The sequence below is a fragment of the Variovorax sp. 679 genome (genome assembly GCF_003952185.1).
Lineage (GTDB): Bacteria > Pseudomonadota > Gammaproteobacteria > Burkholderiales > Burkholderiaceae_C > Variovorax.
Genome location: NZ_RXFS01000008.1, coordinates 95754 through 116593 on the forward strand (window position 1 = coordinate 95754; position 20840 = coordinate 116593).

Sequence of the window (20840 nt, forward strand, 5' to 3'; positions counted from 1 at the left end):
GACATGCCGCGGCGCCACAAAACCAGCCGGAAACCCTATAGTGCACAGCTTGTTTTCGCGCACCCACGACAGATCAGGCAGGCCCGAGCACAAGCCGGGGATCAGCACAAGAGGACCACGTTGACAACTGAACCCAATCCCACACGCTTCGGCAGCGGCCAGGCGGTGCGCCGTCTCGAGGACGAAAGCCTCCTATCAGGCGCCGGACGCTACACCGATGACGTCACGCTTCCCGAACAGGCTCATCTCGTCTTCCTTCGGTCCTCTTATCCCCATGCGCGCATTGTCTCGATAGACACCAGTGCCGCGGCCGCCATGCCCGGCGTGCTGCGCGTGATCACAGGTGCCGAGATGGTCGAAGCCGGCGTCAAGCCCATGCCGGGCGCGGCCGGGTTCAAGCGCGCGGATGGCAGCGACAGCGCCAGTCCGCCACGCCACGCCATCGCACCCGAGCGCACGCGTTTCGTCGGCGAAGTGGTCGCCGCCGTGGTGGCCGACTCCGTGCAGCAGGCACGCGATGCCGCCGAGGCCATCATGGTCGACTACGAAGACCTGCCCTTGGTGGTCGACCTCGCAAGCGCGACCGCCGTCGGCGCGCCGCTGCTGTGCGAGGAAGCTTCGGGCAACGTCGCCGCCGAAATGCGCCACGGCAGCAGCGAGGCCGCCACCGCCGCCTTCGCCAAGGCCAGCCACGTGGTTGCGCTCGACGTGAACAACCAGCGCGTGGTGGCGCTGACGATCGAGCCGCGCTCGGTGCTCGCCGCGCGCGACGCCGAAACCGGCCGCCTCACGATCCGCATGAGCACGCAGATGCCCTCCGGCGTGCGCGACTCCATCTGTGCCGCCATCGGCCTGCCGAAGGACAAGGTGCGCGTGGTGGTGGGCGATGTCGGCGGCGGCTTCGGCATGAAGACCGGCGCCTATCCCGAGGACATTGCCGTCGCCTTCGCGGCGCTGCAGGTGAACCGGCCCGTGAAGTGGGTGGCTGACCGCAGCGAGGAATTCCTCTCGAGCGCGCACGGCCGCGACATCGAGGCGCGCGCCGAAATGGCGCTCGACGCCCAAGGCAAGATCCTGGCCCTGCGCATCAAGACCCTGGCCAACGTCGGCGCCTACGCCACCGGCACCGGCGTCGCGATCCAGCTGCTGATCGGCCCCTGGGTGCAGACCAGCGTCTACGACATCCAGACCATCGACTTCCACTTCAAGGCGGTGCTCACCAACACGGCGCCCACCGGGGCCTACCGCGGCGCGGGCCGTCCCGAGGCCATCTTCACCATCGAACGGCTCATGGACGAGGCCGCGCGCCAGACCGGCATCGACCGCATCGTGCTGCGCCGCCGCAACTTCATCCGCCCCGAGCAGATGCCGTACAAGAACCCGATGGCGCAGACCTACGACACCGGCAACTTCGAGTCGGTGATGGACCAGGCGCTCACACTGGCCGACTGGCAGGGCTTCGAGACGCGCGCGGCCGAATCGGCCGGCAGAGGCAAGCAGCGCGGCCTCGGCATCGCCACCTTCCTCGAATGGACCGGCGGCAACGTGTTCGAGGAGCGCGTCACGGTTTCGGTGCAGGCCGACGGCGTGATCGAGGTTTTCTCCGCCGTCAACGCCATGGGGCAGGGCATCGCCACCTCGCTGGCTCAGCTCGCGGTCGATGCCTTCGGCGTGCCCATCGAGAAGGTGCGCGTGGTGCTCGGTGACACCGACCGCGGCGATGGCTTCGGCAGCGCCGGCTCGCGCTCGCTCTTCACCGGCGGCTCGGCCGTGCGCATCGGCGCCGAGCGCACCATCGACAAGGCGCGCGAACTGGCCGCGCAGGAGTTCGAGGCCTCCATCGACGACATCGTCTACAGCCGGGGCGTCTTCAACGTGGCCGGCACCGACCTCGAGCTCGACCTCTTCACGCTCGCGGCCAAGCAGCCGGGGCGCGAGATCTTCGTCGACTCCACCAGCACCGTGGCCGGCCCCACCTGGCCCAACGGCTGCCACATCTGCGAGATCGAGATCGATCCGCCCACCGGCGAGATCAGCGTGGTGGCCTACAGCTCGGTCAACGATGTGGGCCGCGTCATCAACCCGATGATCGTGCGCGGCCAGCTCGAAGGCGGCGCGGTGCAGGGCATCGGGCAGGCGCTGTACGAGCAGGTGGTGTACGACCACGAAACCGGCCAGCCCGTCACCGGCAGCCTGATGGACTACGCGGCCCCGCGCGCCGACATCGTCGACACCATGTTCCACATGGAAATGGACGAATCGACGCCGTGCAAGAACAACCCGCTGGGTGTGAAGGGCGTGGGCGAGCTCGGCACCATCGGCGCCACGCCGGCCATCGTGAATGCGGTGGCCGACGCCTTCGCACGCAATGGCCTCGCCACGCGCGCGCCGCGCCTGCATATGCCGCTGAGCCCTGCGCGTGTCTGGCAGGCCATGCAAACCGTCGATTGAGCAATCGTTTTCGTGGGGCAGAAAGGCGCTCGCCATGCTCGTCACCACCGAAGCACAGACCCATGCGATCCGCGTTGCCAGCTACCGCTGCGACGCGGGGCCCGACGCCCGGCCCTTCACCGAACTTCACGAGGGCTACTCGGTCTCGTACGTGCGCAAGGGCAGCTTCGGCTACCGCACGCGGGGGCATGCCTACGAGCTGGTCGCAGGCTCTGTGCTGGTCGGCTGCCCGGGCGATGAATACGTCTGCACGCACGACTACCATGTCTGCGGCGACGAATGCCTGGCCTTCCACCTGTCGCCGGGCTTCGTCGACCTGATCGGCGGTGACCGAAAGACCTGGCGCACCGGCGGTGTGCCGCCCCTGGCCGAGCTCGTGGTCATCGGCGAACTGGCGCAGGCCGCCGCCGACGGGCAGAACGACGTGGGCCTGGACGAACTGGGCATGTGGTTCGCGAGTCGCTTTGTCGAGGTCGTGTCCGGCCGCACGAAGCCCATGGCGCTGTCCGCCGCCGCGTCGCGTGACCGTCGCCGCGCAGTCGATGCGGCGATGTGGATCGACGCCAATGCACAGCACGACATCGGCCTCGATGGCGCAGCCGCCGAAGCCGGCCTGAGCTCCTTCCATTTCCTGAGGCTGTTCTCGCAGGTGCTGGGCGTCACGCCACACCAGTACCTTGTGCGCTCACGCTTGAGGCATGCCGCGCGCCTGCTGGCCGACGACGACAGCAGGCCGGTGACCGAAGTGGCGCTCGACGTCGGCTTTGCCGACCTCAGCAACTTCGTGCGCACCTTCCATCGTGCCGCCGGCGTGTCGCCGGGCGGTTTCCGCAAGGCGGCGCAGGGCGACCGCAAGATTTTCCAAGAACGCATCGCCGCGCTCTTCGATGATGAGCTCCTGACCAATCCATCGAGCAGGAAACCATCATGTACGACCACATCGGACTGAAAGTCAAAGACCTCGCGGCGAGCCGCCGCTTCTACGAAGCCGCGCTCGCGCCGCTCGGCCATGTGCCGGGCCCTCACGACGACAGCTACGCCGGCATCGGCCCGGCCAACGAGCCGGCGCTGTGGCTCTACGCGGCCAAGGGCGCGAAAGGGCCGGGTACGCACATCGCATTTCGCGCGTCGAACCACGAAGCCGTCGCTGCGTTCCACAAGGCCGGCCTGAAGGCGGGCGGTACCGACAACGGCGGTGCTGGCCCGAGGCCGGACTACAGCCCGACCTACTACGCGGCATTCCTCATCGACCCCGACGGCAACAACGTCGAGGCGGTCTGCCCCTGAAGCGAGGCTCGCCATGGCCACCGTCTACAAGGAATTCATCGTCGAGGCGGATGCGGCGCAGGTCTGGGACGCGCTGCGCGACTTCAACGCTGTGCACACGCGGCTCGCACCGGGCTTTCTCACCGCGTGCACCATCGATGCCGAGGGCGCCCGCATCCTCACGTTCGCCAACGGCCTCGTTGCGCGCGAGATGCTGGTCGGCATCGACGACACCCATCGGCGGCTGGCCTACACCGTCACCGGCGGACAGGCCGCGCATCATCACGCGACGGCGCAGGTGTTCGAGGAGGGCGAAGGTCGTTCGCGCTTCGTCTGGATCACCGACGTGCTGCCCGACGCCATGGCTGCCTACATCGGGCCGATGATGGAGCAGGGCGGTATCGCCATGAAGAAGGCACTGGAGCAGCACGGATGAGCAGCAAGGCCCCGGACGACATCCACGCCGTGATCCGGGGCTACGCCGACGCCTGGGCTGCCAACGACGTTCGGCGCATCGTCGACAGCTACCACGACGATGTCGTCTTCCACTACTTCGGCCGCAGCCCGCTTGCCGGCACGCATCGCGGCAAGGCGGCGTGCCTCGCCGTGCTCAAGAAGGTGAAGGAAAGAACGAATCGCCGGCTTGTCTCGATCCGTGACGTGCTGGCGGGTGAACACTACGGCCTGATCGTCGCCGTCGAGCAATTCGAGCACCAGGGCCGTGCAGTCGAACTGGAGCGCCAACTGCGCTACGCCGTGAGGGACGGCAAGCTCGCGGAATGCTGGATCTACGACGAAGACCAGCGCTTCGTCGACGAGGTGCTGGGCGGCTGAAGCGCCGCCGGCTCAGAAGTCTTCGAGCGGCAGACCGACGTAGTTCTCCGCCAGCGCGGTGGAGGCTGCGGCCGAGTGCACGAGGTAGTCGAGCTCGGCTTCCTGGATCTTCTGGCCGAAGGCGCCCGTTTCCGGAAAGCGGTGCATCAGCGAAGTGAACCACCACGAGAAGCGCTCGGCTTTCCAGACGCGGCGCAGGCACAGGTCGGAGTAGCGGTCGAGTGCCGAGGCCGACTTCTCGCCGTAGAAGATCTCGAAGGCGCGCGAAAGATACCCCACGTCGGCGGTGGCGAGGTTCAGGCCCTTGGCACCGGTCGGCGGCACGATGTGGGCCGCGTCGCCCGCCAGGAACAGCGAGCCGAAGCGCATCGGCTCGGCGACGAAGCTGCGCAGCGGCGCGATGCTCTTCTCGAGCGAGGGGCCGGTCACCAGCCGCTCGCGAGCCTCGGGGTCGAGGCGGGCGCGAAGCTCGTTCCAGAAAGCCTCGTCGCTCCAGTTCTCCACGCGCTCTTCGGTCGGCACCTGCACGTAGTAGCGGCTGCGCGTGGCGCTGCGCATGCTGCACAGCGCGAAGCCGCGCTCGGTGTTGGCGTAGATCAGCTCGTGCGACACCGGCGGCACGTCGGCCAGCACGCCGAGCCAGCCGAAGGGGTAGATCTTCTCGTAGGTCTGGATCGCATCGGCCGGCACGCTGGCCCGGCTCACGCCGTGGTAGCCGTCGCAGCCGGCGATGAAGTCGCACTCGATCTCGTGCGTCTGGCCATCCCTCTCGTAGCGCACGCGCGGCTTGCCCGACTGGAAGTCGTGCAGGCTCACGTTCGCCGCGCTGTAGATGGTGGTGAGACCTTCGGCCGCGCGTGCTTCCATCAGGTCGCGCGTCACTTCGGTCTGGCCGTACACCGTCACCTGCTTGCCGCCCGTGAGGCCGTGCATGTCGATGCGGTGGCGCGCGCCCTTGAACAGCAACTCGATGCCCTCGTGCGGCAGGCCCTCGGCCCTGGCACGGGTGTCGACGCCGGCACGCGCCAGCAGGTCCATCGTGACTTGTTCCAGCACGCCGGCGCGGATGCGGCCGAGCACGTAGTCACCGCTTTGGCGCTCGACGATGACGTTGTCGATGCCGGCCTTGTACAGAAGCTGCCCGAGCAGCAGGCCGGCGGGACCGGCTCCGATGATGGCGACCTGGGTGCGCATGTTCATGTCTCCGAGAGGGTTTCATGGAGCGTAGGGCGCATGCGGCCTTCCGTGGAGGCCGCTTGCGCGGCTGTGTGCGATCATGCGAATGCGTGCGCGATCATCGCGCAACACTTCCACAGACGACGAACCACCCCGCCTCATGAGCATCGCCAAGGCCGACTTCATCGAGGGCATCGCCAAGGGAATGGCTGTGCTCGAAAGCTTCGACACCGAGCGCCAGCGCCTGAACGCCACGCTGGCTGCCGAGCGCGCCGGCCTCACGCGTGCCGCCGCCCGCCGGCATCTGCTGACGCTGGCCCACCTTGGCTACCTGGAGACTGATGGCAGCTATTTCTGGATGGCGCCCAAGGTGCTGCGCTTCTCGGGCAGCTATCTCGCGTCCTCGCGCCTGCCGCGCGCGCTGCAGCCCACGCTGAACCGGCTCGCGGCGCAGACCGGCGAGTCGTTCTCGGCGGTGGTGCTCGACGGGGAAGAGGTGGTCATCGTCGCACGCAGCGGCAGCTACGGCACGCCGACGCGCGTACTGGCCTACGGCCTGCACCTCGGTGCACGGCTGCCGGCGCATGCCACTTCCACCGGCCGCGTGCTGCTGGCGGCGATGGCGCCGACCCAGTTCACGCAATGGCTCAAGGGCCGCCATCTGGCGCGGCTTACGCCCCGCACGGTGACACAGGCGCGAGGCCTGCGGCAGCTGATTGCCCGCGCGCGCAAGGATGACTACTGCTTCGCCAGCGAAGAGCACGAGCTGGGCGTGCAGGCGCTCGCGGTGCCGCTGCGCGACATGCAAGGCCACACGGTGGCCGCGCTCAACGTGGTGCTCTCGGGCACGCGCTACCAGGAAGAGACCCTGCAGCGCGAGATGCTGCCGCTGCTCTTCGAAGCTGCACGAGAAGTCCGATCGCTTCTCTGATCTGAACTTTGGCCGCAGCCCGCGCCTCGAATCCCCGAAACGGACACAACCATGCGACTCCTCCTCCTCGAAGACGACGTGATGATCGGCGAAGCGGTGCTCGACCTGCTGCGCGCCGAACAGTACGCGGTGGACTGGGTGAAAGACGGCGATGCCGCCGAATCGGCCCTGCGCACCCAGCAGTACGACCTCGTGATGCTCGACCTCGGCGTGCCCCGGCGCGACGGGCTTGAGGTGCTGCGCAACCTGCGCGCGCGAAAGCAGCGCATGCCGGTGCTGATCGCCACCGCGCGCGATTCGGTGCAGCAGCGCATCGAAGGCCTCGATGCCGGCGCCGACGACTACGTGCTCAAGCCCTACGACCTCGACGAACTGCTGGCCCGCATTCGCGCCTTGCTGCGCCGTGCGGCGGGGCGCGCCGAACCGGTGTACGAGCACATGGGCGTGAGCATCAACCCGGCCACGCGCGAGGTGACGGTGGCTGGCCAGCCGGTGGTGCTGTCGGCGCGCGAATGGGCCGTGCTGGAGCCTCTGCTGGCCCGGCCCGGCATGGTGCTGTCGCGCGCCCAGCTCGAGGAAAAGCTCTACAGCTGGAAGGATGAGATCAGCAGCAACGCGGTCGAGGTGTACGTGCACGGCCTGCGCAAGAAGCTCGGTGCCGAACTCATTCGCAATGTGCGGGGCGTCGGCTACATGGTGCCGAAGATATGAGGCGGCTGACCGGATCGCTGCGCGCGCGCCTGCTGTGGTTCCTGCTCGCGGCCATCGTGCTCGCCGCGGGTGCGCAGGCGCTGGTGGCCTATCGCACGGTGCTCGCCGAGGCCGACGACATCTTCGACTACCACATGCAGCAGATGGCGCTGTCGCTGCGCGCGGGCCTGCCGCCCAGCGCAGCGGTGGGCGGGCTCGGGGTGGCCGAGCAGAACTTCGATTTCGTCGTGCAGGTGTGGACGGCCGACGGCGTGCGCATCTTCGAGTCCGCCGAGCAGGCCGCGCTGCCGCAGCTCGCGGTGCTGGGCTTCGCCGACGTGAACGCGCGCGGCACCACGTATCGCGTGTTCTCGATGCAGACGCGCGGGCTGGTGATCCAGGTGGCGCAGGACATGGCGGCGCGGCGCCACATGGCCGGCACGCTCGCACTGCGCACCATCGCGCCGGTCGCGTTGATGGCGCCATTGCTGATGCTGGTCGTGTGGTGGGTCGTGAGCCAGTCGCTCGCGCCGGTCGCGCGGGTGCGCAAGCAGGTCGCGTCGCGCCAGGCCGACGACCTGTCGCCGGTGAGCGAGGAGAACCTGCCCGAGGAAGTGCGCCCGCTGGTTCAGGAGCTGAACCTGCTGTTCGATCGCGTGCGCCACGCCTTCGACGCGCAGAAGCACTTCGTCGCCGATGCCGCGCACGAGCTGCGTTCGCCGCTGGCGGCGCTGAAGCTGCAGGTGCAGGGCCTGCAGCGCGCACCCGACGATGCCTCGCGCGAGCTGGCTGTGAGCCGGTTGGTGGCGGGCATCGATCGCGCGACGCGGCTGGTCGAGCAGATGCTCGCGCTGGCCCGGCACGAGGCCAGCATGGCCGCCGGCGCGAAGCCGGAACCGGTCGACCTGGCCGAGGTCGCGCGGCTCGCGGTGTCCGACGCCGTGGCGGCCGCGCAGGCGAGGGGCATCGACATCGGCATCGCACACGCCGACGAGGCGGTGGTCGACGGCCAGTCCGAAGCCCTTCGCATGCTGCTGCGCAACCTGCTCGAAAACGCCATCAAGTACACGCCGGTCGAAGGCCGTGTCGACGTCGGCATCACCCGACAGAGCGACTCCGCCGAGCTCACCGTGGAGGACAGCGGACCGGGCCTGCCGCCCGAGGAGCGCGAACGGGTGCTCGACCGCTTCTATCGCTCGGGCGAGACCCAGGCGCCCGGCAGCGGGCTGGGCCTCGCCATCGTCAAGTCGATCGCCGACCTGCACGGGGCCACGGTGGCGCTCGACCAGTCGCCAGCCCTCGGCGGCCTGCGCGTGCAGGTGCGCTTTCCAGCGCGCGCCTGAGCCCCTTGCGGTGGCGCCGAGCCGTTTAAGCGGCGCTTAAGTCAGGGCGACGACATTCCTTTCATCGTTTTGCGTCCATACGCCTTGAAAGGAACCGACCAATGAACTCCCGTCTGACTTCGCCCCGCGCCCTGGTGATCGCCCTGGCAAGCGCGGGCGTGATCGGTGCCGTCGGTGCCGGCGCCTACACCAGCGCCCGCGCCGTGGGCGCGCCAACCACCAACGCCGTCGCCACCGCGCCGGCGGCGATGGTCACGCTGCCCGACTTCTCCACCATCACCTCGCGCGACGGCCCCGCCGTGGTCAACATCAGCGTGACGGGCACCATGAAGGCATCCGACGACGAGGCTGCCGCCGAGATCCAGGGCATCGATCCCGAAGACCCGATGTTCCAGTTCTTCCGCCGCTTCCAGGGCCAGATGAACCCGCGCGGCCAGCAACAGCAGCGCGACGTGCCGGTGCGCGCACAGGGCTCGGGCTTCATCGTCGACCCGAGCGGCATCATCATCACCAACGCCCACGTCGTGAAGGACGCGAAGGAAGTCACCGTCAAGCTGACCGACCGCCGCGAATACCGCGCGAAGGTGCTGGGCGCCGACGCCAAGACCGACATCGCGGTGCTCAAGATCGACGCGAAGAACCTGCCCGTGCTCGCGCTGGGCAACACCAAGGACCTGAAGGTCGGCGAATGGGTGCTGGCCATCGGCTCGCCCTTCGGTTTCGAGAACACCGTGACGGCCGGCGTGGTGAGCGCCAAGGGTCGCTCGCTGCCCGACGACAGCTACGTGCCCTTCATCCAGACCGACGTGGCGGTGAACCCCGGCAACTCGGGCGGCCCGCTGCTCAACACGCGCGGCGAGGTGGTCGGCATCAACTCGCAGATCTACAGTCGCAGCGGCGGCTACCAGGGCGTGTCGTTCGCGATTCCGATCGACGTGGCGATCCAGGTGAAGGACCAGATCGTCGCTACCGGCAAGGCCACGCACGGCCGCCTCGGCGTGGCGGTGCAGGAAGTGAACCAGGCCTTTGCCGACTCGTTCAAGCTCGACAAACCCGAAGGCGCGCTGGTCTCGAACATCGAGAAGGGCGGCCCCGGCGACAAGGCAGGCCTGAAGGCGGGCGACGTGATCCGCAAGGTCGACGGCCAGCCCATCGTTTCCTCGGGCGACCTGCCCGCGGTGATCGGCCAGCAGGCGCCGGGCAAGAAGGTCACGCTCGAAGTCTGGCGCCAGGGCGAACGCCAGGAGCTGCAGGCCAGGCTCGGCGACGCGAGCGACAAGCCGGCCAAGGTCGCGAAGGCCGATGCCGACGTGGGGCAGGGCAAGCTGGGCCTGGCGCTGCGTCCGCTGCAGCCCCAGGAGAAGCGCGAAGCCTCCGTCGACAACGGGCTGCTGATCGAGGACGCGGCCGGCCCCTCGGCGCAGGCTGGCGTTCAGGCGGGCGACGTGCTGCTGGCCATCAACGGCACGCCCGCGCAGAGCGTGGAGCAGGTGCGCGAAGTCGTGGCCAAGGCCAGCAACAAGTCGGTGGCGCTCCTGATCCAGCGCGGCGAAGACAAGATCTTCGTGCCCGTCCGAATCGGCTGATCCCGCCTCAAGGCATGACGTCGCCCGCTCAGAGCCTCTCGGCGCACATCCTGCCCACGTCGGCCACCATGATCGGCGTGTGCATGACGGTGATGTCCATCGGGCACCTCGGGCCGCGCGACGACATGCGGCTGCTGATCGACCGGCTTCTCGCGGTGGACGCGCTGGTCTTCTTGGCCAGCGCGTTGCTGTCTTTCATCTCGATGCGCACACGCAGGTCGGGTGCGCGGCTGGAGGCCTGGGGCGAGATGGTCTTCATCGCCGGCCTTGGCCTGCTGGCGCTGGGCGCGGTGACGCTGGCGTTCGCGCTGCGCTGAAGGCGCTGTTCGGAAGGCGCTCAGGCGGGTGCGCAGGGCCAGTCGAGCAGCATGCGCGTGCCGCCGGCCGCGTGGTCCACGGTTTCGATCTGCAGCCGCGCGCCGATGGATTGCGCGCGGGCGCGCATGTTGGCGATGCCGTGCCCCGTGCGTCCGCCGCTGGCGGGCGCCGAAGGCAGTCCACGCCCGTTGTCCGTGAGCATGATGCGCACCAGCGACGGCGACTCCTCGCCGTGCCAGCTCGCATGCATCACGATGCGCGTGGCTCCTGCATGCTTGAGCACGTTGGTGAAGGCCTCCAGCAAGATGCGCTGCAGCTGCAGGGCCGCCTGCGCGGCGAAGGGCTCCAGCTGCGGGATCACTTCCACGTCCCATACCAGCTCGATGCCCGCCGCGTCGAGCCGGGGCTGCAGGCGATAGCGCAGGGTGGCCAGCACGGTCGCGAGGTCGTCGTGCGTGGGCTGCAGCGAATCGACGGCCATGCGCATCTCGTCGAGCGCGAGCTTCACGTGTTCCTCGATCACCGCGCGGTCGGGCCTGGCCTGCGTCACGACGTTGAGCAGGCCCACCAGCTGCGAGCCCACGCCGTCGTGGATCTCCCGCATGATGCGCTGGCGCTCCAGCAGCACCGCCTGTTCCTGCTGCTGCTGGCGCACTGTCTCGAAGGCGCCGCGCAACTGGTCTTCGCGCTCCGCCACGCGGGCCGCGAGATTGGCATTCAGCGAGCGGTAGTCGGCCACGGTGCGGCTGTAGCGTTCGACCACGAGGCCGGCCAGGATCATCACGAAGAAGAACATCGCGTGCGCCGTCAGCGTGTAGTAGGCGCCGCCGAAGAGACCCATGCGCACCAGCAGCAGGTCGTGCGCGCCGGCCAGGATGGCCAGCGTGCCCGCCGCCATCAGCACGCCGGCGATGCGCCGGCGGTCCACCAGCGCCCCGTACACCACGTAGGGCAGGCAGATGATGCTGGTGAGCTGCAGGACGACCAGGCCGCTGGTCCACAACAGCGGCCGCGCGAACGCGAAGGAGGCACAGGCCAGGGTGACCGACAGTGCGAGCGCGGCGTAGATCGAGCGCACCAGCCACGGCGGATTGCGCTCCAGCACCAGCAGCACGAAGCGCGCGATCAGCCCGATGTGGCAGGCATAGCAGACCGCCACCACCGCGCCCCACAGCGGCCACGGAATGGCCACGTCGGGCCACACGCGGTCGAGGTTGCGCGCCACGCCCGAAAGCGCGGCCAGCGCGAAGCAGCCGTAGAGCGCGTCGCGCTGGCGCAGCCACAGGCCGCCGGCGATGCCGCCCATCAGCAGCAGGCTGACGGCGTAGACGATGGCGGAGGTGTTGCGCCAGCCCTGCCGCTCGCGGTAGACCGCCGCCAGTGACGCCTCGGAGCCGTACTGGATGCTGGCCAGACCCGCGCCGCGCTGGCGCTGGATGGTGGTGCGCACCAGCAGCGACTGCGGCCGATCGTCGCGGTGGAGCACCGCCGGCACCGGGACAAGAAGGTTGCCCTTGGCCGCGTCGTAGGTCGGCACGCCGAGCGTGCCGTAGCTGGCCACCAGTGCGTCGTTGAAGGAGATCGCCACCTGGTTGCCCGCGCCCGACAGCAGCAGCGCCACCGGCTGGCCGGCTGGCACCGCGGAGGAGGGCAGTTCGATGCGGTAGGTCGCCTTGCCGCCGAGGCCGGGGAACTCGTGGTCCCAGCGGAAGGGAAGCTGCACCCGGCGCTGCTGCACCGGCTGGCCGTCGGGTTCGAGCGTGGCCTCGGCCATGACCACGTCGATGGTGTCCGGCGGTTCCGCCGCGTCGACGCGGGGGCCCACCAGCGCCAGGACGAGCCAGAGGCAAAGCGCCGCGAGCACCAGGCGCCGAAGGTCGCCGCCGGTCACGCTAGGGAAGCCAGCCGAGGTTGCGTGCCTCGAAAACCGCTTCCGATTTGTTGTGCACATCCAGCTTGCCGTAGATATTGCGGATATGGGTTTGGACAGTCGAGGCCGAGACTCCCATTTGCACTCCGACTTCGACATAGGTGAAACCACGAGAGACGAGGTCGAGCACCTCGAACTCGCGCGGGGACAGGCGCTCCGGCGCCACCGTCGCGCCGCCGGCCTTGGCCGCGGCCTGCTCCTTGGGGGCACCGCCCGAATGGGCCTGCCAGCGGCGCAGCAGCTTGCGCGCGATGACTGGCGACATCGGCGAGCCGCCGGCGCGCAGGTGGCGGATGTGGGTGGCGAGGTCGGCCTCGGTGCCATCCTTCAGCAGGTAGCCGCTGGCGCCGGCCTCGAAGGCCTGGACCATGTTGGCCTCGTCGCCGAAGATCGACAGCACCATCACCGCGCAGGCCGGCTGCATGTTGCGGCACTGGCTGATCACCTGGAGGCCGGGGCGGTCGGGCAGGCCGAGGTCGACCAGTAAAACGTCGACGGGGTTGTCGACCAGCCACCGCAGGATGTCGCTCGCGTTGGAGGCGCTGTAGGCCAGGCTCAGCGACGGGTCCGCGTCGACCACGCGCGAGATGCGCTCGCGCATGCCGGTGTCGTCTTCGACGAGGGCAACCTGTGTTTCCGCGGTCATGCTTGGTCTGCCGGGCTGGAAAAGCTGCATGCGCTCATGCATGACGTGATGACGAGGCGCATGGGGAAGAAGGCCTTGGATTGCTGCGGGATGGCACAAAGGGTAGGGGGCGGCTTGCGGGCTGCCCATCCTATATACAAGGGAGGCGGCCTACCGCTTTCGGTGGCTGCCCGGTGGCTTGCGCGCCGCCTTGCCGAGCCGCGAGGCCACCAGGGCGAGGTGCTCGACCAGTTCCGGGGGCGATTCGACCTCGAAATCGTAAGGCAGGCAACCGAGCCAGACCGAGAGCGCGTCGAGCGAATTGGCGCCGGTGGCGATGCGCGTGGCGCCGTCGCCAGTGTCTTGCGGCGTGCCGCTGACCCAGCCGAGATAGGGCTCCAGCGCGCTGGCGGGCGCGTGCACCACGACTTGCGCGTGATGCAGGAAGGGCGACACCTTCAGCGCGTGCTCCATGTAGCTCGCGACGTCGCCGTGAGGCAGCCGCCGCGGCGTGAAGCGCGCGCCGGTGGGCACGGGCTCGACGATGCGGTCGAGGCGGAAGGTGCGCCAGTCTTCGCGCGCAGTGTCCCAGGCCAGCAGGTACCAGCGCCGCCCTGTCTGCACCACGCGGTGCGGCTGCGCCGTGCGTTCGGTGACGGCGTCGTGGTGGTCGCGGTAGCCGAAGCGCAGCTCGAGCCGCTCGGTGCAGGCTTCGGCAAGAAATGACACGGCCTTCAGGCGCACGGGCGACTTCTCGCCCATCACCGGCACCACCGACGAGCGCACGCTGTCGAGCCGGCGGCGCAGGCGCGGCGGCATCAGCTGCTCGAGCTTGGCCAGCGCGCGCAGCGAGGCGTTTTCGATGTCGTCCGAGGTCCCTGCGGGGTTGCCCAGGCCGAGCGCGACGGCGATGGCTTCCTCGTCCTCCAGCAGCAACGGCGGCAACGCGGTGCCCGCGCCCAGCCGGTAGCCGCCGGCCACGCCCGAGGTGGAGTCGACCGTGTAGCCGAGGCTGCGCAGTCGGTCGACGTCGCGGCGCAGAGTGCGCTCGGTGATCTCGAGCCGGGCGGACAGATCGGCACCGGTCCAGGAGCGCTGGGCCTGGAAGAGCGAGAGAAGCCGGATCAGGCGTGCGGAGGCTGAAAGCATGTGCGCATGATGCCTGCAATCGAGGACAGAATCTGTCCGCAATAGGTCGTAGCCTTGGCTCTTCTCTCACCACCAGGACACAGACCCATGAAGAAAACGTACAACGGCAGCTGCCATTGCGGCAAGGTTCGCTTCCAGGCCCTGATCGATCTTGCCGAGGGCACGGGCAAATGCAATTGCTCGATCTGCACCAAGACCCGTGCGTGGGGCGCGATCGTGAAGCCGGAGGCCTTCACGCTGCTGTCGGGGGAGGGAGACTTGTCGCTGTACCAGTTCAACTCGCACAGCACCGAATGGCTTTTCTGCAGGAGTTGCGGTGTGCGTTCGTTCGGGCGTGGCAACGTGCCCGAGATCGGTGGCGCCTATGTGAGCGTCGCCGTGAACTGTCTGGACGACGTGACGCTGGAGGAACTGTCGACGGCGCCCGTCCGGTACATGGACGGGCGCGACAACAACTGGTTCGAGTCGCCGGCCGAGACGCGCTACCTCTGAGCCGGCGAGGCGCGCGGAGTCGCGCGCCTGTTGCTGCCTTACTTGCGGCGGCGGGTTGCCGGCGCGGCGCCGGGCGCCGAGGTCTGCGAGGGCGCTGCGCCGCCGTCCACGCCCAGTCGGCCGCCGCCGCCGAGACCCTGGCCGCGCACCGTCTGCGCCTTGTAGTTGCGCAGCGAACGGACCATCTGGTTGAACGCGTCCATGAAGGCCGCCGCGATCACCTTGCCCTGGGGCGTGCGCGTGTAGGCACCGACGCCACCGGCCGCCGAAAGGCCGCCCAGGCCGGCGAAGCCCGCGAAGTCGGTCTTGGAGGCGCTGCCTTCGGCGGCAGCGACCTGCACGCCCGAGCGGTTGTCGATCAGGGTCAGCAGTGCGCTGGCCTCGCGCGTCTGCAGGCTCGCGCCGAGGTTGGCGATGGCACGGCCGCGGCCGCCGCCCACCAGGCCGCCGAGCGCGCCGCCCAGGCCGCCGGCATCGCTGTTGCTGAAGACGATTTCGGGCGACAGGCCGTAGTCGGACGCCACCATCTGGCCACGGCCGAAGTTGCTGCCGCCGCGCATCTCGCCCGACTGCATCAGGGCGCGTTCGCGCGTCATCGCGTTCATGCCGGCCGCGCCGCGCTCGACCACCACGAAGCAGTTCGACTGCTGTACCAGCAGGCGCAGCAGGTTGGCGGTGGGAGGCAGTTTGTATTCGCCGGTGAGAACGGTGTACCAGCCCGCTTCGACGTTCTCGATCAGCGAGACCGTGCCGAGCGGCGAGTCGCAGCGTTCGAGCTGGCTGCTTTCGCCGGAGGTTGTGCCGCCTGCGGCGCTGCCGGTGGCCACGGTCTTGGCCGACTGGCTGCCCATTTGCATGTCCATGGTCTGGCAACCCGAAAGGGCCAGAACGCCTGCGAGTGCGCTTGCGAGAGTGAGTTTGGAAAAAGCCATGTCCGGATCTGTCAGGTGAAAAGAATGCGCGCCCTTGGCGGACGTCACTTGTCAAGATCGAAGATGGAGTTGCCCCGGCCTGTACGACCTCCCGATTCGACGCGCCGCCGGCGACCGCGCGACGATACGGCCCGGGAGTCCGGCGGAACAGTGCCGAAAGTCATGTGCGTGTGCGCGCGGCCTGGCCGCTTGCCTGCGGCTTCCGAGGGCAAAGACGGCGCAGATGCCGTCCCGAAAGTTAGAGTGGGCTTCTCAGCAACAGGAGATTTCAGATGGCAACCAAGAAGAACATCGTTGGAGAAGCAGCCGCGGAACTGACCCGCCAGCAGGTGCAGCAGGCCCTGGCCATTGCCGGCGCCTCGAACTTCAATAGCCCTGCCGACCCAGCCTTCGTCGGCGCCATTCTGGTTGCCCTGGCGGTCAACACGAACTCCGTGAGCGCGACCATCGACAGCGCCAAGGACCGCACCGGCGCCATCGTGAAGCACTGATGCGTCGGCGCTGATCCTGCGGTGCATCAGCGCGTGTAGTCGCCGCTGGCCTCCGGCTGGAAAAGCACCGCGACCACGTGCGCCGAACCCTCGGTGCCGTTGGGCATCCGCCAGCAGGCGGTCGTGCCGGTCTTCACGCCCAGCAGGCCGATGCCGATGGGCGACATCACCGAGACGAAGCCCGCACCCGGCTGGGCGTCGCCGGGGTAGCAGAGGGTGATCTTCTGCCGCCGGCGCGTTGCCGGGTCTTCGATCTCGACCTGGGAATTCATCGTCACGAGGTCCGACGGGATCTCGCGCGAGGGCAGCACGTCCGCTGCGTCGAGCAGTTCGGAGAGCGCGGGCGGGAGCTGGCGATCGGCCAGTTTGCCGAGACGGACGAAGTCGAGTTCGGTGAGCGTGCGCTCCCCGTGAATGGTTGCGGGCATGAATGAAGCACTCCAGTTGAATGCGGCGCCGTTCCCTGCGGATGGATGAATGGAGGAACGAACGGCGTCGCTGCTGCGCGGCGGGTGCCCGGCGGTCAATGGTTCGCGCAACAAGAAGAAGGGTAGCGGACCGCCGGGCTCAGGAAAGTGCGGAGGTGCGTCGGTAGGCCATCGTGGTCGCCGCAACGCCGGCACGCGCTGCTTCTCGTGCAGCGTGTTTGCGGGAAGGGGACGAAAGGGCCATGCGCGCGAGTGTAGGGACGCACCGCGGGGCCATCAAGCAATGGCCTCACGTGTCCTGCCGGTAAGCGCGATGCGGGCTGCTCGCACAATCCGTCGATGCGGACCTTTCTTCTCTACGTCGCGACGGCCCTCGCGGAAATCGTCGGCTGCTATCTGCCGTACCTCTGGCTCAAGCAGGATCGCTCCGCCTGGCTGCTGCTGCCCGCCGCCGTCAGCCTTGCCCTGTTCGCATGGCTGCTCACGCTGCACGAAACGGCGGCGGGGCGTGTCTATGCAGCGTATGGCGGCGTGTACATCGGCGTGGCGATCGCCTGGCTATGGGCGGTGGACGGCATCTGGCCGACGGCATGGGACGTGGCCGGCGTGGCGGTGTGCCTTGCGGGCATGGGGCTCATCGCGTTCCAGCCGCGGTAGCTTCGCTCAGAGCGTGCTCGTGCGGCGGACGGGAATCAGCAGGTCGGTGCGCAGCTCGGCCTGCGAGACTTGCCGCGGCGAATTCAGGTAGTGCTCCAGCGTGGGCCGGTCGTCGGGCTCGTAGCCGCTGGCGGGCAGCCAGCGGATGTAGAGGGCGCGCACGGCGGCATTGATCTGCGAGTACGGACCGGCGAGGCGATGTGCCGCGTAACAGCCGCCCGGAATGTCGAGCATCTCGACCTCGGCGACGTCCGGCCAGGGATCGGGGGAGTCGACGGCGGCGTAGTACCTGAAGCCGGTGCTGCCCTCGGGCTCGCCGAAGGAAGCTCCCCACCGGTCTGAAATGCGTGCAACGCCTGCGTGCTGCCGCAGCCGCCGATGGGTATGCGGAATGGTCGAGAACGGCCCCTGATGCCGCAGCGCTCGCAAGCGCCGCGTTGGGTACTCGACGATCCGCACGGCTGGCGCGGCGATGCCGTCATCGGGTTGCGGCAACTCGTCGACATCGAGGATCGCCCGCACCATCTTCTGTTGGAAGGCGCGCGGCGACTGCCCGGTGAACTGGCCGAAGGCGCGCGTGAAGGCTTGCGGGCTTTCGTAGCCCACGGCCAGCGCGACCTGCGTGATGCTCTGGTCGCCGGCTTCCAGCAACCGGGTGGCGAGCGCCAGCCGCACGCGGCGGACCGTGGCGGCCACCGTTTCCCCGGCCACGCTCGCGTAGACGCGGTGGAAGTGAAAGGGCGAGAAATGCGCGAGCCGCGCGAGGTCTTCGAGCCGGTGCTCGGCCATCGGATCGGCGACGATGGCCGCGACGGCGCGCGCCACGCGGGCGCGGTAGTCCTGCTCGATGCGACGGCTGCTTTCCATGCGCGCGAGTGTGCGCCTTTCATGCGGCCGGCACTTAGCCGACTTTGCGCAGTTCGCTTTTCGCGGCGGACCGGTCGGACAAAAGAAAAAGCCCGCTGTCCGGATAAGACAGCGGGCTCTTCAGAGGCCTTGCGGCTTGATGGTGGCTCCTCGACCTGGGCTCGAACCAGGGACCTACGGATTAACAGTCCGGCGCTCTACCGACTGAGCTATCGAGGAACAAGCCTTAAATTATATGCAATGGATTTGCCGATTCTGGCCGGCCGGCAGCATTTTTTGCACCGATGCCATGACTTGCGTGATTGTCTGCAACAGACGCCGAATACCGCCGCAAATGAAAAGCCCCGCTACCTTGTGAGTAGTGGGGCTTCCAGAGGCCTTGCGGCTTTGTAGTGGCTCCTCGACCTGGGCTCGAACCAGGGACCTACGGATTAACAGTCCGGCGCTCTACCGACTGAGCTATCGAGGAACAAGCCTTAGATTATAGCGTGCTTTTTGGCGGCTTCTCAATAGTGCGTTCAAAGTGCAACGCTCAGCCCAAGGCGCAGCGTTCGCGGTGCTCCCGGGAACAGGTACACGTGGCTGAACTGGTAGGGCGATTCCTTCCAGTACCGGCGATCGAACAGGTTGTCGACCGACAGCGTCCAGCTCGCATTCGCGCCGCGCAGCTTCGTGTCGTAGCGCAGCACCGCGTCCACGCGCGTCCACGAGGGCAGGGTGATCGAGCCATCGGGCAGTACGTTGCGGCGGCCTTCGTACGAAAGCTGTCCCGCCACTTCGAGGCCCGGCACCGAGGCGAAGCGGTAGGCGGTCTGCGCGCGCAGCACCTGCTTGGGCACATTGGTGGGCGACTCGCCGTTGAGGGCCGGGTTGGCCGTGCTGCCGCGCCGCTTGGCATCGATCAGCGTCAGGCTGCCGCCGATGCGCCACGGCCCCTGGTTCCATTGCGCGCCGGCTTCGAGACCCCGGTGCACGGCCTTGCCGTCGTTGCGCACTTCGCAGAAGCCGCCGCACTGGTCGATGTTGGTCATCGGCCGCGAGATGTCGAACCATGCGAGCTGCCAGTTGAAGGCATCGCTGCCGCCCTTGATGCCCAGCTCCCACTGGCGGGAGCGCAGCGCGGGCAATGCCTGGCCGGCGTTGCTGTATTGCGAGATCCTGTTCGGCACCACCTGCGATTCGACACCGCGTCCCCAGCTCGCGTAGGCCATGAGCCCCGGCTGGATGGCGTAGCTGGCCGCGATCCACGGCGTGGTCACGTCCTGCTTGTAGCCGGTCGGGTTCGATCCGTCGTTGCCGATGCTGCTGCGGTCCAGCCGCGTGTGGCGCGCGCCGAGCCATGTGGTGAAGCGGTCGTTCCAGCGGATCGCATCCTGCACCGAGAACTCGGTCGACTTTTCGTCGCGGTTGGTCTGCGGCGTGGTGGCGTCGGGGGCCGGCGGCACGACAGCCGTGCCCCAGATATTGCCGGTGCCCGCGTAGTTGTAGGCCTGGTTGTCGAAGCGGTTGCGCACGCGGCTTTGCATCAGCCCGAAGCCGAGCTCGTGCCGCACGCTGCCCGTCATCACGTTGCCCTTGAGGTTGAGGCTGCCCGCGGTCTGCGTGCGGCGCTCGTTCTCGCTGCGGAAGTCGTAGATGTCGAAGGTGCCGTCGGAGCAGTAGCGGTCGTAGTTGCCCTCGGCGCCGCAGCCGAAGGCGTAGGCCAGCCGGTCGTCGCTCTTCAGGCGTTGCTGGCCGATCTGCGCGCTCCAGCGCCAATCGGCGTTCAGTGCCTGGCTGAAGCGCAGCGTGCCCGTCAGCGCCTTGAACACCGAGGGTTGCGACCACGGCTGGTTGTTCAGGTTGATACGCGGATCGACCGGGGCCGGCAGCACGCTGCCCAGCAGGCTGTAGCCGTTCTGGCTGGGTTGCGTCTTGCGGCTTTGCTCGATCTCGAACTCCAGCACCGAGTCGCGCGTGATGCGCCAGTCGGCCGCGAGCGAGAAGAGATTGCGGTTGCCGTCGAGGTTGTGCGTCAGCGGCTTGAGGTTTTCGCTCGCCACGTTGATGCGGTAGCCGAACTGGCGGTTCTCGCCGAAGCGCCCGCCGAGGTCGACGGCGCCGAGCACGCTGCCGCGGCTGGTGGTCTCGATGCGCACCGTGCGCAGGTCCTGCTCGGTGGGCCGCTTCACGACGTAGTTGACCAGCCCGCCCGGCGCGCTGGTACCGGCCTGGATGCCACTGGTGCCGCGCAGGATCTCGACACGCTCCTTGTTGTCGAGCGGAATCGAGGTCTCGGCGCTGATCGGCAGGCCCTCGCGCCGGTAGTTGAAGCGGTTGTCGAGCACGAAGCCGCGTACCGTGAGGTAGTCCCAGTAGCCCGCGGAGTTGTAGGCGTCGGTCACCGACGAGTCGAACTGCGTGAGGTCGGCGAGCCGGCGCGCGCCGCTGGCCTGCAGCTGCTTGCTGTCGATCACCGTGGCCGAGATCGGCAGCTCGCGCAGCGGCACGTCGCCGAAGCCGCTCACGTCGGCCTGTGGCGCGGCGTTGCCTTCGCTGACGGTGATCTCGGGCAACGCCGCTTGCTGTGCATGCGCGCCGCATGCGGCGGCGAAGAGAACGACGGCCAGTGCGCGCGAGACGGGCGAAAGCGGCCAGTGGGAAGAGGGAAAGGAGAACTCGGGCTTTTTCATTC

General features: G+C 68.3%; 21 protein-coding genes and 2 tRNA genes. 13 read left to right on the plus strand and 10 right to left on the minus strand.

The annotated features are described in order from the left end of the window. Positions 1-120: 120 nt before the first annotated feature. The 5 genes from EJO71_RS21330 to EJO71_RS21350 are packed head-to-tail and all read left to right on the plus strand — an operon-like array spanning position 121 to position 4551. A complete protein-coding gene (locus tag EJO71_RS21330) occupies positions 121-2451 on the plus strand; it encodes a xanthine dehydrogenase family protein molybdopterin-binding subunit (protein WP_125950670.1) in 2331 nt (776 codons plus the stop codon). Positions 2452-2485: 34 nt separating this feature from the next. Continuing rightward, positions 2486-3400, plus strand: a complete 915-nt coding sequence (locus EJO71_RS21335; RefSeq protein WP_125950671.1) for an AraC family transcriptional regulator — start codon at positions 2486-2488, stop codon at positions 3398-3400. After that, positions 3379-3738 carry a VOC family protein gene (locus EJO71_RS21340; protein ID WP_125950672.1) on the plus strand — a complete coding sequence of 120 codons (360 nt, stop codon included), beginning with the start codon at positions 3379-3381 and terminating at the stop codon, positions 3736-3738. The genes EJO71_RS21335 and EJO71_RS21340 overlap by 22 nt, the downstream gene beginning before the upstream one ends. Positions 3739-3751: 13 nt before the next feature. Further along, the gene (locus EJO71_RS21345) at positions 3752-4153 is read left to right on the plus strand and encodes an SRPBCC family protein (RefSeq protein WP_125950673.1); all 402 of its coding nucleotides are present in this window, start codon (positions 3752-3754) and stop codon (positions 4151-4153) included. Then, positions 4150-4551: a nuclear transport factor 2 family protein gene (locus tag EJO71_RS21350; protein ID WP_125950674.1), complete on the plus strand. Its 402-nt coding sequence runs from the start codon at positions 4150-4152 to the stop codon at positions 4549-4551. Before EJO71_RS21345 ends, EJO71_RS21350 begins: the two co-directional genes overlap by 4 nt. A gap of 12 nt (positions 4552-4563) precedes the next feature. Here EJO71_RS21350 and pobA read toward each other — a convergent pair whose 3' ends face one another. Then, positions 4564-5745: a 4-hydroxybenzoate 3-monooxygenase gene (pobA, locus tag EJO71_RS21355; RefSeq protein ID WP_125950975.1), complete on the minus strand. Its 1182-nt coding sequence runs from the start codon at positions 5743-5745 to the stop codon at positions 4564-4566. Between the two features lie 142 nt (positions 5746-5887). Between pobA and EJO71_RS21360 the strand changes: the two genes are divergently transcribed. The 5 genes from EJO71_RS21360 to EJO71_RS21380 all read left to right on the plus strand — a co-directional run bounded on the left by EJO71_RS21360 (position 5888) and on the right by EJO71_RS21380 (position 10594). Beyond that, positions 5888-6658, plus strand: coding sequence for an IclR family transcriptional regulator C-terminal domain-containing protein (locus EJO71_RS21360; RefSeq protein WP_093195484.1), 771 nt, complete (start codon positions 5888-5890; stop codon positions 6656-6658). A gap of 51 nt (positions 6659-6709) precedes the next feature. Continuing rightward, positions 6710-7369: a response regulator gene (locus EJO71_RS21365; protein WP_125950675.1), complete on the plus strand. Its 660-nt coding sequence runs from the start codon at positions 6710-6712 to the stop codon at positions 7367-7369. Then, positions 7366-8691 carry an ATP-binding protein gene (locus EJO71_RS21370; RefSeq protein ID WP_125950676.1) on the plus strand — a complete coding sequence of 442 codons (1326 nt, stop codon included), beginning with the start codon at positions 7366-7368 and terminating at the stop codon, positions 8689-8691. Before EJO71_RS21365 ends, EJO71_RS21370 begins: the two co-directional genes overlap by 4 nt. A 101-nt stretch (positions 8692-8792) precedes the next feature. Continuing rightward, positions 8793-10277 (plus strand): DegQ family serine endoprotease, encoded by a 1485-nt coding sequence (locus EJO71_RS21375; RefSeq protein ID WP_125950677.1) that lies wholly within the window; start codon positions 8793-8795, stop codon positions 10275-10277. Positions 10278-10291: 14 nt separating this feature from the next. Beyond that, the gene (locus EJO71_RS21380; protein WP_125950678.1) at positions 10292-10594 is read left to right on the plus strand and encodes a hypothetical protein; all 303 of its coding nucleotides are present in this window, start codon (positions 10292-10294) and stop codon (positions 10592-10594) included. A 20-nt stretch (positions 10595-10614) separates the two neighbouring features. Here the strand turns inward: EJO71_RS21380 and EJO71_RS21385 are convergent, their stop codons facing one another. The 3 genes from EJO71_RS21385 to EJO71_RS21395 all read right to left on the minus strand — a co-directional run bounded on the left by EJO71_RS21385 (position 10615) and on the right by EJO71_RS21395 (position 14299). Then, on the minus strand, positions 10615-12486 hold the full coding sequence (locus EJO71_RS21385) for an ATP-binding protein (protein ID WP_125950679.1): 1872 nt from the start codon (positions 12484-12486) through the stop codon (positions 10615-10617). A gap of 1 nt (position 12487) precedes the next feature. Continuing rightward, a complete protein-coding gene (locus EJO71_RS21390) occupies positions 12488-13171 on the minus strand; it encodes a response regulator transcription factor (protein ID WP_125950680.1) in 684 nt (227 codons plus the stop codon). A gap of 150 nt (positions 13172-13321) precedes the next feature. Further along, complete coding sequence (locus tag EJO71_RS21395; RefSeq protein ID WP_125950681.1) at positions 13322-14299, minus strand: YafY family protein; 978 nt, start codon at positions 14297-14299, stop codon at positions 13322-13324. A gap of 87 nt (positions 14300-14386) precedes the next feature. Here EJO71_RS21395 and EJO71_RS21400 point away from each other — a divergent pair, with 87 nt between their 5' ends. Further along, the gene (locus tag EJO71_RS21400; protein ID WP_125950682.1) at positions 14387-14791 is read left to right on the plus strand and encodes a GFA family protein; all 405 of its coding nucleotides are present in this window, start codon (positions 14387-14389) and stop codon (positions 14789-14791) included. A gap of 38 nt (positions 14792-14829) precedes the next feature. Here EJO71_RS21400 and EJO71_RS21405 read toward each other — a convergent pair whose 3' ends face one another. After that, entirely contained in the window at positions 14830-15723 is an 894-nt protein-coding gene (locus EJO71_RS21405; RefSeq protein WP_125950683.1) for a CsgG/HfaB family protein, read from the minus strand. Between the two features lie 272 nt (positions 15724-15995). On the opposite strand from EJO71_RS21405, the gene EJO71_RS21410 reads away from it, so the two are divergent. Next, on the plus strand, positions 15996-16214 hold the full coding sequence (locus EJO71_RS21410; RefSeq protein WP_125950684.1) for a hypothetical protein: 219 nt from the start codon (positions 15996-15998) through the stop codon (positions 16212-16214). A 26-nt stretch (positions 16215-16240) separates the two neighbouring features. Here EJO71_RS21410 and EJO71_RS21415 read toward each other — a convergent pair whose 3' ends face one another. Continuing rightward, positions 16241-16642, minus strand: a complete 402-nt coding sequence (locus EJO71_RS21415; protein ID WP_125950685.1) for a GreA/GreB family elongation factor — start codon at positions 16640-16642, stop codon at positions 16241-16243. A 339-nt stretch (positions 16643-16981) separates the two neighbouring features. Here EJO71_RS21415 and EJO71_RS21420 point away from each other — a divergent pair, with 339 nt between their 5' ends. After that, positions 16982-17299, plus strand: coding sequence for a YnfA family protein (locus tag EJO71_RS21420; RefSeq protein ID WP_125950686.1), 318 nt, complete (start codon positions 16982-16984; stop codon positions 17297-17299). Positions 17300-17305: 6 nt separating this feature from the next. On the opposite strand, the gene EJO71_RS21425 is transcribed toward EJO71_RS21420, so the two are convergent. From EJO71_RS21425 to EJO71_RS21440, 4 genes are all read right to left on the minus strand, one after another. Continuing rightward, entirely contained in the window at positions 17306-18166 is an 861-nt protein-coding gene (locus EJO71_RS21425; protein ID WP_125950687.1) for a GyrI-like domain-containing protein, read from the minus strand. Between the two features lie 143 nt (positions 18167-18309). Continuing rightward, positions 18310-18385: transfer RNA gene (locus tag EJO71_RS21430), tRNA-Asn, on the minus strand. Positions 18386-18559: 174 nt separating this feature from the next. Continuing rightward, positions 18560-18635, minus strand: a tRNA-Asn gene (locus tag EJO71_RS21435). A gap of 49 nt (positions 18636-18684) precedes the next feature. Continuing rightward, positions 18685-20838: a TonB-dependent siderophore receptor gene (locus EJO71_RS21440; protein ID WP_125950688.1), complete on the minus strand. Its 2154-nt coding sequence runs from the start codon at positions 20836-20838 to the stop codon at positions 18685-18687. Positions 20839-20840 lie beyond the last annotated feature (2 nt).